Origin of the sequence: Yinghuangia sp. YIM S09857, assembly GCF_051388915.1 — a bacterium.
Classification (GTDB): domain Bacteria; phylum Actinomycetota; class Actinomycetes; order Streptomycetales; family Streptomycetaceae; genus Yinghuangia.
Map to the genome: position 1 here is coordinate 108875 of NZ_JBPKBH010000013.1, position 11338 is coordinate 120212.

Genomic DNA, 11338 nt, shown 5'->3' on the forward strand with positions numbered 1-11338 from the left:
GTGTGTGGGTGTCGTGGGAGGTCCGGTGGGGGGCGGGGCGCTGTGACGGGTGGTGCCGGGCGCGGGGTCGGGGGCGACTCCGGTGCCGGTGCCGGTGCGGGTTCCGGTTCTGGTTCCGGCGTCGGTGCCGGTTCCGGTTCCGGTTCCGGTTCCGGTCGTGCTCACGGTTCCGGACCCGTTGTCGGCCTGCTGCTGGCTTCCGGGGGCGGGTCCCGGCTCGGCGGGCGGCCGAAGGCACTGCTGCCGTACCGCGGGCGCCCGCTGGTCGAGCACGGCGTCCGGCTGCTGCGCGACGGCGGCTGTACGGGGGTCTCGGTGGTCCTCGGCGCGGCGGCCGACCAGGTGCTCGCGGACGCGGATCTGACCGGGGCTCAGGTCGTCCGGAACGCGGACTGGGAGACGGGGATGGGCTCGTCGCTGCGGGCCGGTCTCGCCGAGCTGCCCCGGGACGCCTCGGCGGTGGTCGTGGCGCTGGTGGACATGCCCGGTGCGGGGGCCGCCGCGGTGGCCCGGCTGATCGGCGAACACCGGGAGCGCGGCGCGGAGTTGGCGGCCGCGGCGTACGGCGGTCGGCGCGGCCACCCGGTGCTGTTCGCGGCGCGCTGGTGGGACGCGGCGGCGGAGGACGCACGCGGCGACGCCGGGGCACGCGGCTTCCTGGCCGCGCATGCCGCGGACCTGCGGCTGGTGGAGTGCGGGGACGTCGCGCAGGCGTACGACATCGACACCCCGGACGACCTCGGTCGCCTCGGCTGACCCCCGGGGACCGGCCCGCGCCGAGGCGTCTGGCACATTCGACACCGGGCCGGATGCGGGGAGGTGGGCGGGTGGCGGTCGTGGAACCGTCGGCGGAACTGTTGCTCGTGTACGCGGACCCGCGCGTCGCCGAGCGGGTGCGTAGGCGGCTCGGGGCGCCGGGGCCGCGCGGGTCCCGCGACGGCGATGCGGCGGGTGCGGCTTCGGCGAACGCCGTATCGGCGAACGCCGCCGCGGCGGGCGTCACTTCGGTGAGGGCCGCGAGTGCCGCCGAACCCGCCGTCCCCGAGCACGCCCCTGCCGACGCGGCGTCGGCCTTGGCCTTTGCGCCGCCGCCGGGGCAGAGCGAATACCCGGTCGAGTCACTGGAGTTCGCCCTGCGACGGGGTCTTGTCACGCCCCGGGACGTGGCGTTCCGGGGCGCACCCGGGTGGGCGGCGATCCGGGCGCTGGAGCGGTTCGCGCTGTCGGCGGACGGCACCCTGCTCGCCCCCGTCGACCGGGTCCTGGCGGAGGCCGCCGAGCTGCTTCCGGGGCCGGACGCGATGGCTTGGCGGTGGCTGATCACCCGCGCGCCGGACTATCCGGGGACGTTCCCGCAGTTGTGCGCGGAGGCAGCGGAGGCAGCCGACGCGGCCAGGACTGCCGACGCGGCCAAGAGCGCCGGTGCGGACGCGGGCGGACGTAGCGGCCCGGGTATGCCGGGCGGCGGTCCGTGGACCGGCACGATTCTGCTCGGCAGGTACGCGAGGTCGGCTTCTTCCGGGCTGCCGTGCATCGGGCTCGCCAGGGAGGCACGGGCGGCTGTCGGGCTGCCGTCCATGACCGCGTGGCACGTGCATTCCCCCGGCGGCATGCTGGGCCGCGTCGACGCCGACGTGCTCGCCCGCGTGATGCCGATGCTGCCCATGGAGGCCCTGCACGGCATGCTCCACGGCGCGGCACTGCCGTTGCCGCTGGTCCTCGCCGTGATCCGCCACGAACCGAAACTCGCGGCGGTGTTCGCGAGCCGGGTGCGCCGCAGCGCGGAGGCTGTACGGGAGTTGTCCGATCTGGCCGAGCCGATGGTCAACTACGGGCTGCTCGAACATGATCCCGACCCCGCGGACAGCCACCTCGTGCACATGGCCACGCGCAACAACGCCCCCAGGCGTGTCCGGCTTTCACCGTGGATCCGGGACCGCCTTCGCGAGTCGGGCTCTCCGGTGCGCGGCCAACTCGTGCACGCGGTGGTCGGCCACCACCCGGACCTCCTGCGTGCGGCCCTCCGTGAGGCCCCCGAACAGCTGGGAACGGCAGGGGTGTTGCGTGCCCTGCTGAGCCTGTGGGAGTGCGTCGGGCGGGCGGCGCTCCTGGACCCGCGGGTGTCGTCGGTCCTTGCCCCCGAGGCTGCCGCCGTGGCCAGGCGCGCCGTCCGAGCATTGGACGGCCGCCGGGTCCTCCGCGGCGAAGTCGCGTACCACGAACACCCGTTGCGGCGGGTCGCCGCGATCCGCGCCAATCCGGAACTCGCCCGGCGCCATGTCCCGGCCGCCTTCTGGCCGCACGTCGCCGCCGAGCACGCCCGGGATCCACTGCCCCGCGAGGCCGTTCGCACCCTCGCCCGGCACCGTGCCTGCCCCGACGCATTCGGCGTCGACGCGGCCCGTGCGGACGAGGAGGCCGCCGCGGGTCTGGCCCGCCGCTCCCGCGCGCACGCCCTCGCCGCGCTGAGGTATCCGCTGCACGAGCCCGCCTGGTTCGTACCGGCCGACCGTGTACGCCCACAGGCGCCGTGGTACGTCGGGGCGTTGTCGGACGGGCTGATCACCGCTGCCGAGTTCGTCGAGCTCACCCGCCCCGCGGAGCGAACTCTCAAGGCGATACGCGCCTTTGGCGTGTACTTCCCCGAAGCACGGGCCGTGGCCCACGAAGCCGTCGCCGCACACGCGGCGAAGACGATAGGCGACAACCCGGACGCCTGGACGGTCGCCATCCGCCTGGCCCCGGACTTCAGCGGTACGGTCCCCGAACTCCTGGACACCGCAGCGGCGGTGTTCGCCTGAGTTCAGCGGCAGGGGGTACCTGCACCGGCCCGGCGGCCCGCCCGATGTCCTAACTGTCCTCCGCGGCCTCCGGTGTGCCGCCGAGGGCGGCTCCCAGGCGGGTGGCGATCTCCTGGGCGGTGGCCACGAGTTCCTTCTCGTCGATGGCCCGGATGCGGCCCTCGGGGCCGGAGACGGACAGGGCGGTGGCGGTGGGGGCGCCCGGGACGACGACGGCGATGCAGCGTACGCCCAGTTCCTGCTCCTGGTCGTCGACCGCGTAGCCGCGTTCGCGGATCGCCGCGAACTGCCTTAGGAGGTCCGCCGGTTCGGTGACGGTGTAGGCGGTGTGCGCGGTGAGCGGACCGTGGCCGAGGGTGCGGGCGGCCTGCTCCTCGGGGAGTTGCGCGAGCAGGGCCTTGCCGACCGCGGTGCAGTGCGGCTGGACGCGGCGTCCGACCTCGGTGAACATGCGCATCGAGTGCCGGGACGGCACCTGCCCCACGTACACGACCTCGCCGGACTCCAGCACCGCGAGGTTCGCGGTTTCGCCGGTCGACTCCATCAGCTCGGCGAGGTACGGACGGGCCCACGACCCCAGCAGCCGCCCGGCGGTCTCGCCGAGGTGGATGAGGCGCGGTCCGAGGGTGTAGCGGCGCGACGCGTCCTGCCGCAGGTAGCCCATGCGCACGAGGGTGCGGACCAACCGGTGGATGGTCGGCATCGGCAGGCCCGACCGGGCCGCGAGGTCGCTCAGGCCCAGCACGCCGCCCGCGTCGGCGAGAACCTCCAGCAGGTCGAACGCCCGTTCCAGGGACTGCACACCCCCGGTTGCCCGCTCGGCCATCCTGACTCCTCCGCATTCCGGTGCCGCGTCCCCGCCGAAGGTCGCCGGAGGACTTCTCAACAACTTGTTGAAATTCCGTATGACAGAAACTAATCTCCACTCTACAGAACTCACCACGACCCGGGAGCGAGGAACGAGGACACCGATGTCGGCCCCGAGCCCTGGCTGCTCCACCGCCCTGCGCGTCGTGGCGCCCGATCGGCTCAACGCGGGTTTCATCGTGTCGAGTGTGCTCGATCCCCAATTGACGGGCGCGGCGGCAGGGGTCGCCCGCGCCGCATGAGTCCGAACCGGGCCCCGACCCGAACCACGGTTCGAACCTGAACCCGAGTCCGAGCCACCACCGTCCTTTCCGCCCGTGGGAAAACAGAGGAGTGTCACATGACCGCACCGGTCGTCACCGTGACCGGCGGCCCCGTGCCGCGCGGGGAGGAGATCCTGACCACCGAGGCGCTGCGCTTCGTCGCGGACCTCCAGCGCCGCTTCGGCGGCCGACGCGCCGAACTCCTCGCCAAGCGGCAGGAGAAGCGCGCCGAGATCGCCCGCACCGGCCGCCTGGACTTCCTGCCCGAGACCCGCGGGATCCGCGAGGCCGAGTGGCGAGTGGCAGCCGCGCCGCCCAAGCTCCGCGACCGGCGGGTGGAGATCACCGGCCCCGCCGACCGCAAGATGACGATCAACGCGCTCAACTCCGGGGCCAAGGTGTGGCTCGCGGACTTCGAGGACGCCTCCGCGCCCACCTGGCACAACGTCGTCGCGCATCAGCGCAACCTGGTCGACGCGTACGAGCGGCGGGTGGACTTCACGACCGCCGAGGGCAAGGCGTACACCCTCAAACCGGACGACGAACTCGCCACCGTGGTCATGCGGCCGCGCGGCTGGCACCTCGACGAGCGCCACGTGCTGGTCGACGGAACCCCGGTCTCGGGCGCGCTGTTCGACTTCGGGCTGTACTTCTTCCACAACGCGGTACGCCTGCTCGCGCGCGGCTCCGGGCCGTACTTCTATCTGCCGAAGACCGAGAGCCACCTCGAAGCGCGACTGTGGAACGACGTGTTCAATCACGCGCAGGACGTGCTCGGCATTCCGCGCGGCACGATCCGCGCGACGGTGCTCATCGAGACCATCACCGCGGCGTTCGAGATGGACGAGATCCTCTACGAACTCCGCGACCACGCCTCTGGTTTGAATGCGGGTCGCTGGGACTACCTCTTCTCCATCGTGAAGAACTTCCGGGACGCGGGTGAGGCGTTCGTGCTCCCGGACCGCAACTCGGTCACGATGACCGCGCCGTTCATGCGCGCGTACACCGAACTGCTCGTCAAGACCTGCCACCGGCGCGGTGCGTACGCCATAGGCGGTATGTCGGCGGTGATCCCCTCGCGTCGCGACGCCGCCGCCAACGCCGCCGCGCTGGCGAAGGTCCGCGACGACAAGGACCGCGAGGCGGGCGACGGCTTCGACGGGTCGTGGGTGGCGCACCCGGACCTGGTGCCGGTCTGCCGTGAGGCGTTCGACGCGGTGCTCGGCGGCAACGAGGCCCAACTGGACCGGCTGCGCGACGAGGTCGAGGTGACCGCGGACCAGCTCCTCGACGTCGCCTCGGCGGGTGGCGGGACCACCGCGGTCGGCCTGCACAACGCCGTCGGCGTGGGCCTGCGCTATCTGGAGGCGTGGCTGCGCGGACACGGCGCGGTCGGCGTGTTCGGCCTCATGGAGGACGTCGCGACCGCCGAGATCTCCCGCTCGCAGGTGTGGCAGTGGGTCAACAACGGCGTGGTCCTCGCGGACACCGGGGAGAAGGTCACCCCCGAACTGGTACGCCGCCATCTCACCGAGGAACTCGGGCATCTGCGCGAGGAGTTGGGCGACACCGCCTTCGAGGCCGGACGCTGGACGGCGGCCCGAGACCTGTTCCTCCAGGTGGCCCTCGCCGACGACTTCCCCGACTTCCTCACCCTGCCCGGCTACGCCCTCCTCGACTGAGGCGCGCCGGGCACCACGAGCGCGGAACGGCCGGGCGGTGGCCCGACGGTCGCGGGGGCGCGTCCCGCCGAGACGCCTCCGGCCGTTCCGCACCCTGCCGAATCACCGACCGACCCGCTTTTTGATTCGCAGTCAGATCCGTTCCAGAACCCAGGAGTCCGCATGGCTCGCATGTTCCTCAACGGCCAGGCGATGGAAGGCGGCCCCTTCCACCACCACCTCAAGGGCGCGCCGCTGGTCATGAAGACCCGCACCGCCCCCGGCCACCGCTTCTTCTCGATCGCCGACCGCTGCCCCGGTCTGCTCCCCGACCCGAGCGTGGACACCCAGATCGAGGGCGAGGTCTACGAGGTCCCGATGGAGGTGCTGCGCGACGAACTCCTGCCCACCGAGCCCGCGGAGTTGGAGTTCGGCATCATCAAGCTGGAGGACGGCTCGGCGTCGTTCTCGATGGTGCTGCGGGTGGGCGAGCTGGAGACCGGGAAGCACAGGGAGATCACCGAGTTCGGCGGCTGGCGCAACTACCTGAGGACTCTGGGCCGCGAGAGCTGACGGTTCATTGTCGGTGGAGGGCGGCCGCGGCGCCTGTCGGCCCGCTGCCCGGGTCCGCGTTCAGCCCTCTGCCAGGTCCTCGGCTCCGCCCTCCGCCCGGTCCTGCGCGACGGTCTTCTCCAGCCGGGCGATCAACCGCAGCACCTCGGCCCGGTTGGCGGACGCGGTGATCCACGCGGGCAGCCGCGACACCAGCGTCATCCGGATGCCCTCCTCGGTCCACGCGTCCGCGCGCAACTCGGCGCCGACGTAACGCCGGATCAGCGCAAGGTGGTTGAGGTTGTACGCCCACAGCAGGCCGTGCCGCGTCGAGGACTGGAGCCACAGCGGCAGGTAGAAGTACGGGTCGTACATGTGCGTGGCCTGCGAGTTCGGCATCGAGTACACCCCGGAGTCTTTGTCCCTGGTGTGCCCGCAGTCCGCGCAGAGCAGGCGGCGCGACTGGAAGGGCGACAGGACCTCGCGGCGCGGATAGGCCACCACCCGGGCCGGCGACTCGCACTTGGGGCAGCGGATCAGGATCTCGTCCATGAAGTCGTAGATGGTGGACAGGTCGTCGCGGAAGCGGGGCGGGGACTCGGAAGGCACCATCGCTTCGGGCACTCCTCTCACGGCACGGAAAAGGGGGCGCGAGCATCCGGGCGGAATTCGCCGTACGCCTGATTCCCGTTCTCCGATGGGGAGTTCGGAGGGAGAACCCTCTTGCGGTGTGCGGCGACGAACGTCTGCGTAGCGCCATGGTTCCGACCGTGTGCGCCGTGTACATGAGCTCGCGTACTCAGATTTCCTGGTGTGCTGAGCGCATGTGTGCGGGGCGTGCGCGTGTGCCGTGGGTCGCCCGAGTACGCGGCAGCGGCCCCGACGGATTGCGGTCACTCCATCGGGGCCGAGGTGAACGGCGCTTGACTCCGGGTCAGGTCGTCAGGCCCGCGCGCCGGGCCAGGGTCGCGGATGCGGCCGCGACGTCGCGCGCGACCGCGTCCTCGTCGACGCGCGTGAGCCGGCCGTCCTCGACAACCGGGACCCCGTTGACGAGCAGCAGCGCGAGCGGTGCGGCCGCGCCCAGGACCAGCGCCGCGACCTTGTCGGCGATGCCGGCGTGCAGGACGCCGTCCATCCGCCACAGCGCGAGGTCGGCCAGCTTGCCCGGCTCGATGCTGCCGATCTCCGCCTCGCGGCCCAGCACCCGTGCGCCGCCGATCGTGCCGACCCGCAGGGCCTGCCGCGCGGTCATCGCGTCCGCGCCCCACTTCACCCGGTTGAACAGCAGCAAGTTCCGCAGCTCGGTTCCGAGTTCGCCGGACTCGTTGGACGCCGCGCCGTCGACGCCGAGCCCGACCGGCACACCCGCGCGCAGCAGGTCGGGTACGCGCGCGATCCCGGCCGCCAGGCGGGCGTTCGACGACGGGCACGTCGCGACGCCCGTCCCCGTCTCGGCGAACTTGGCCACGTCCGAGTCGTTCATGTGCACCGAGTGCGCCATCCATACGTCGTCGCCGAGCCATCCGACCGACTCGAAGTAGTCGGTCGGACCCATGCCGAAGAGTTCCTTGCAGAACTCCTCCTCCTCGACCGTCTCCGAGCCGTGCGTGTGCAGTCGCACTCCCTTGCGGCGGGCCAACGCCGCCGCCTCGCGCATGAGTTCGGTCGACACGGAGAACGGCGAGCAGGGCGCCGCGGTGATCCGCAGCATGGAGTCGAACGACGGGTCGTGCCACCGGTCGATCGCCGCTTCGGTGGCCGCCAGCGCGTCGTCGGTGTCCTCGACCGCGTTGTCCGGCGGCAGCCCGCCGTCGTTGCGGCCGCGGTCCATCGACCCGCGCGTGGGCTGGAAGCGCAAGCCCAGTTCGGTGACCGCGGCGATCTCGGCGCCGAGGATGTCCCCCGCATCGCGAGGGAAGACGTACGCATGGTCCACCGCGGTCGTGCAGCCCGACTTCAGCAGTGCGGCGGCCGAACCCCGCGCGGCGGCGTGGCAGAGCCCGTCGTCGATCAGCGCCCAGGTCGGATACAGCTCGACGAGCCAGTCGAAGAGGATCGCGTTCTGCGCCAGGCCCCGGGTGAGCCACTGGTAGAAGTGGTGGTGAGTGTTGACCAGCCCGGGGGTGACCAGATGTCCGGACGCGTCGAAGCGGCGTACCACGCCGGTGACTTCGGGGGCGGCGCCCTCGCCGACCGACTCGATGCGGTTGCCGGCGACGACGATGTGGCCGGACGCGTACTCGGTGTCCGCGGCGTCGACGCTTGCGATGACCGCGTTCTCGATGACAATGCGCTCGATGACGGTGCGCTCGATGACGGCGCGCTGCGCGGGGTCGGTGCTCACGGCACGGCCGCCTCTCAGTCGACGGGGATGACCGGTTCGACGCCCTCGCGGTGCACGGTGCCCTCGATCAGGCCGTAGGGCCGGTCCGCGGCGAAGTAGACCTCGTTGTCGTTCTTCTGCCCGAACGGCTCCAGGTCGACCAGGAAGTGGTGCTTGTTCGGCAGCGACAGCCGAATCTCGTCGATCTCGGGGCGGCTGTTGAGCACCCGGTTGCCCATCGCGTACAGCGTCTGCTGGAGCGAGTAGGAGTAGGTCTCCGCGAACGACTCCAGCAGGTGCCGCCTGACCTGCGCGTAGGACCGCTCGAAGTTGACCGGGGCCAGGTCGTCGCCGGTCCATGAGAACCGCCAGCGGGCGTTCACCTCGGTGGCGAGGATGCGGTCGTACGCCTCCTTCAGCGTCGTGTAGCGGTCCTTGATGTAGCCCCAGAACTCGGACGCGGTGGTGTTCATGACCACCAGCCCGGTCAGTCCGGAGATGATCCGGAACTCCGCTCCGTCGTAAGTGACTTCGCTGGTGCGCACCTCGCCGCCGTCGCGGACGAAGGAGTGCCGGACCTCGTCGGCGCCGATGAAGCGGTTGCGCGAGTCGGCGGTGGTGATGCGGTTCCAGGCGTACTCCTCGACGCGGATCCGCGCGCGGTGGATGGTCGGCTGCGAGTCCACGAAGTGCCGGGCGAGCAGCACGGCGAAGTCCTCGGCGGATTCGATGCCGTGCTCCTGCGCGAAGGCGTAGACGGTGTTCTTGGTGGTGTCGGTCGGCAGCACCGCGGCGTTCCCGCCGGTCAGGTGCGTGTCGGCGAGGTCGCCGGACAGGGCGACGCTCACGTTGAGGTCCTTGACCTCGTGCCGAGTGCCGTCGCGGCGAACCCGGACGATCCGGTTCTCCGCCTTTCCGTACTGGTTCTGGCCAAGCACCATCGGCATGGGTCTAACTCCCTCGGTAAACGGAATACCCGAACGGGTTGAGGAGCAACGGGACGTGGTAGTGGGGGCGCGCCGGGTCGGTGGTGAACACCACCTGCACCTCGGGGAAGAAGGCGTCCTCGCCGCGGGCGGCACGGTACGCGGCGACGTCGAAGCGCAGCCGTACCGTGGCGGAGGCCGCGGGGTCGTCGGGGAGCACCTGGGGAAGGTCGGGGCACCGGCCGTCGGAATCGGTCCGCGATGTGCCGAGCACCCGCCATGCGCCGTCCTCCGCGAGGACGGCGAGTTCGACGGGGACGTCCGGCGCCGGGTCGCCGGCGCTGGTGTCAAGGATGTGGGTCGATACGGCGGTCATGCGAGCACCAGCTTTTCCAGGCGAATGCGGTTGATCTTGCGCAACTCCTCGCGGGCGACGGCCCGTTCGGTGGCCGCGTCGTTGCGGAGGCGGGTGCGCAGAGCGGCGAGCATCTCGGCGGCGCCCTTGCCGGTGGCGCAGATCAGGAACACGTGGCCGAACCGGTCGAGGTACTCCCGGTTGGCGTCGGCGAGTTCGGCGAGCAGGTCGTCGCCGACGCCGCGTACGCCTGCCTGCTCGCGCTCCGAAGTGGCGTCGCCCGCCCGGGGTTTCCCGATCACGGCATGCCCGGCCATCGCCTCGTCGAGGTCGGCGGAGGTCAGTCCCGCCATCGCGATGTCGGACGCGCCGAACAGCTCGTCGGTGTCGCGGTACGGGCGCCGCGACGCCACCGCGTCGAGCCACGCCCGGCTGGTGCAGACCTCGCCGAGCAGCTTCAGAGCTTCGTCGAGGGGGGCGGCGTTGAGCCGTCCGAGCCCGGCGGGGGCACCGGCGCGACCGCCGGACGCGGCCTCGGCACCGGTCTCGACGGAATGGGAAGACCGCTGGTCAGATGGGGTTTCCGGTAGATCGGCCACGCCGGACCTCCTGGAAGGGGAACGGAGTCATCGCGTCCGGATCGTCGGAACCGCGCTCAGCGTGAACCGTAGGTCGGCATGTGACATGCCGTCAACAGTTTGTTGAAGTGGATCAGCCGGGTGGGCGAACGCCCGGTCTTGGAGGTTCGTACAGTCGACAACCGGCCGTGCGCCGCCCCGTGCCCCCGGCCCGGGCTCCCGCCCCGTGTCCCCGCCCCGTACTCCCGGCCCGTGCCCCCGCCCCGTCCGATCCGCCCGCCCGCCGGCCGCCCTCCCGGCCCGTCCTACTGGGACTGCTCCCGGTTCAGGTAGTTGTAGACCGTGAAGCGGCTGACCCCGAGGGCCGCCGCGACCGACTCGACGCCGTGCCGGATGGTGAACGCGCCGCGCTCCTCCAGCACCCGCACCACGCGCTGCTTGTCCTCGCGGCCGAGCTCGGCGAGCGGTCCGCCGAACTGGCGCACCATTTCGGCCAGCAGGCGGTCGAGGGCGGCGCCGAGGTGCGGCAGGCGTACAGCCACCACCGGGTCGCCGTCCCAGTGCAGTACGACGTCCTCGCTGCGGGCCTCGCCGGCGGCGACGAAGTCCGCGCCGAGTGCGTCCACGAGCGGCTTGACGGCGTCCACCAGCGGGTGCGACGGCTCGTTCATCGGGCGTCCTCCGGTACCGCGGTGACCTGCACGGAGATGCGCGTGGCGCCCACCGCGAAGGTGTCCCGGAACAGCCGGTCGACGACCGCGAGCACGGTCTCGGCCTCGCCCACCGCGCTGGTGCCGAACGGTCCGACCTCGACCTCCAGGCCCGCCTCGTCCACGATGCGCCGCGCTGTCACGGCGTGCGGCGGGAAATCCGGCATTTCAAACGGTTCGGTGGTGAACTCCATCTTCAATCGCACGGCCTGAACCCTAACCACCCCCTGTCGACTAATCCAGGATTCCTCGGAGCGCGGGATTGACAAACTGTTGAAGCCGCGTGCCATCATTCCGTT

Annotated in this window: 12 protein-coding genes; 4 read left to right on the forward strand and 8 right to left on the reverse strand. The window is 71.6% G+C overall.

Translation table 11 applies throughout. From position 1 onward, the window contains the following. Positions 1 to 186 precede the first annotated feature (186 nt). Together ACRX5S_RS25875 and ACRX5S_RS25880 are read left to right on the forward strand one after the other, a co-directional pair. On the forward strand, positions 187 to 756 hold the full coding sequence (locus ACRX5S_RS25875) for a nucleotidyltransferase family protein (RefSeq protein WP_436775615.1): 570 nt from the start codon (positions 187 to 189) through the stop codon (positions 754 to 756). Between the two features lie 71 nt (positions 757 to 827). Further along, the gene (locus ACRX5S_RS25880; RefSeq protein WP_436775483.1) at positions 828 to 2801 is read left to right on the forward strand and encodes a hypothetical protein; all 1974 of its coding nucleotides are present in this window, start codon (positions 828 to 830) and stop codon (positions 2799 to 2801) included. Positions 2802 to 2850: 49 nt separating this feature from the next. Here ACRX5S_RS25880 and ACRX5S_RS25885 read toward each other — a convergent pair whose 3' ends face one another. Further along, entirely contained in the window at positions 2851 to 3627 is a 777-nt protein-coding gene (locus ACRX5S_RS25885; RefSeq protein WP_436775484.1) for an IclR family transcriptional regulator, read from the reverse strand. Positions 3628 to 4008: 381 nt separating this feature from the next. Here ACRX5S_RS25885 and aceB point away from each other — a divergent pair, with 381 nt between their 5' ends. Continuing rightward, positions 4009 to 5613: a malate synthase A gene (gene aceB, locus ACRX5S_RS25890; RefSeq protein WP_436775485.1), complete on the forward strand. Its 1605-nt coding sequence runs from the start codon at positions 4009 to 4011 to the stop codon at positions 5611 to 5613. Between the two features lie 162 nt (positions 5614 to 5775). After that, on the forward strand, positions 5776 to 6165 hold the full coding sequence (locus tag ACRX5S_RS25895; protein WP_436775486.1) for an allophanate hydrolase-related protein: 390 nt from the start codon (positions 5776 to 5778) through the stop codon (positions 6163 to 6165). Positions 6166 to 6225: 60 nt separating this feature from the next. Here ACRX5S_RS25895 and ACRX5S_RS25900 read toward each other — a convergent pair whose 3' ends face one another. From ACRX5S_RS25900 to ACRX5S_RS25930, 7 genes are all read right to left on the reverse strand, one after another. Continuing rightward, complete coding sequence (locus tag ACRX5S_RS25900; RefSeq protein WP_436775487.1) at positions 6226 to 6756, reverse strand: hypothetical protein; 531 nt, start codon at positions 6754 to 6756, stop codon at positions 6226 to 6228. A gap of 322 nt (positions 6757 to 7078) precedes the next feature. Beyond that, positions 7079 to 8491 (reverse strand): 8-oxoguanine deaminase, encoded by a 1413-nt coding sequence (locus tag ACRX5S_RS25905; RefSeq protein WP_436775488.1) that lies wholly within the window; start codon positions 8489 to 8491, stop codon positions 7079 to 7081. Between the two features lie 14 nt (positions 8492 to 8505). After that, positions 8506 to 9417: a factor-independent urate hydroxylase gene (pucL, locus tag ACRX5S_RS25910; protein WP_436775489.1), complete on the reverse strand. Its 912-nt coding sequence runs from the start codon at positions 9415 to 9417 to the stop codon at positions 8506 to 8508. A 4-nt stretch (positions 9418 to 9421) separates the two neighbouring features. Then, positions 9422 to 9772, reverse strand: coding sequence for a hydroxyisourate hydrolase (gene uraH, locus ACRX5S_RS25915; protein WP_436775490.1), 351 nt, complete (start codon positions 9770 to 9772; stop codon positions 9422 to 9424). Beyond that, the gene (gene uraD / locus ACRX5S_RS25920; protein WP_436775491.1) at positions 9769 to 10350 is read right to left on the reverse strand and encodes a 2-oxo-4-hydroxy-4-carboxy-5-ureidoimidazoline decarboxylase; all 582 of its coding nucleotides are present in this window, start codon (positions 10348 to 10350) and stop codon (positions 9769 to 9771) included. Before uraD ends, uraH begins: the two co-directional genes overlap by 4 nt. A 284-nt stretch (positions 10351 to 10634) precedes the next feature. Continuing rightward, entirely contained in the window at positions 10635 to 11000 is a 366-nt protein-coding gene (locus tag ACRX5S_RS25925) for a helix-turn-helix domain-containing protein (RefSeq protein ID WP_436775492.1), read from the reverse strand. Further along, on the reverse strand, positions 10997 to 11245 hold the full coding sequence (locus tag ACRX5S_RS25930) for a thiamine-binding protein (RefSeq protein ID WP_436775493.1): 249 nt from the start codon (positions 11243 to 11245) through the stop codon (positions 10997 to 10999). Before ACRX5S_RS25930 ends, ACRX5S_RS25925 begins: the two co-directional genes overlap by 4 nt. Between the last annotated feature and the right edge of the window lie 93 nt (positions 11246 to 11338).

Coding starts and splice junctions, on each gene's coding strand:
- ACRX5S_RS25885 (WP_436775484.1), bottom strand. CDS start 3,627: ATGGCCGAGCGGGCAACCGGGGGTGTGCAGTCCCTGGAACGGGCGTTC.
- aceB (WP_436775485.1), top strand. CDS start 4,009: ATGACCGCACCGGTCGTCACCGTGACCGGCGGCCCCGTGCCGCGCGGG.
- ACRX5S_RS25895 (WP_436775486.1), top strand. CDS start 5,776: ATGGCTCGCATGTTCCTCAACGGCCAGGCGATGGAAGGCGGCCCCTTC.
- ACRX5S_RS25900 (WP_436775487.1), bottom strand. CDS start 6,756: ATGGTGCCTTCCGAGTCCCCGCCCCGCTTCCGCGACGACCTGTCCACC.
- pucL (WP_436775489.1), bottom strand. CDS start 9,417: ATGCCGATGGTGCTTGGCCAGAACCAGTACGGAAAGGCGGAGAACCGG.
- uraH (WP_436775490.1), bottom strand. CDS start 9,772: ATGACCGCCGTATCGACCCACATCCTTGACACCAGCGCCGGCGACCCG.
- ACRX5S_RS25925 (WP_436775492.1), bottom strand. CDS start 11,000: ATGAACGAGCCGTCGCACCCGCTGGTGGACGCCGTCAAGCCGCTCGTG.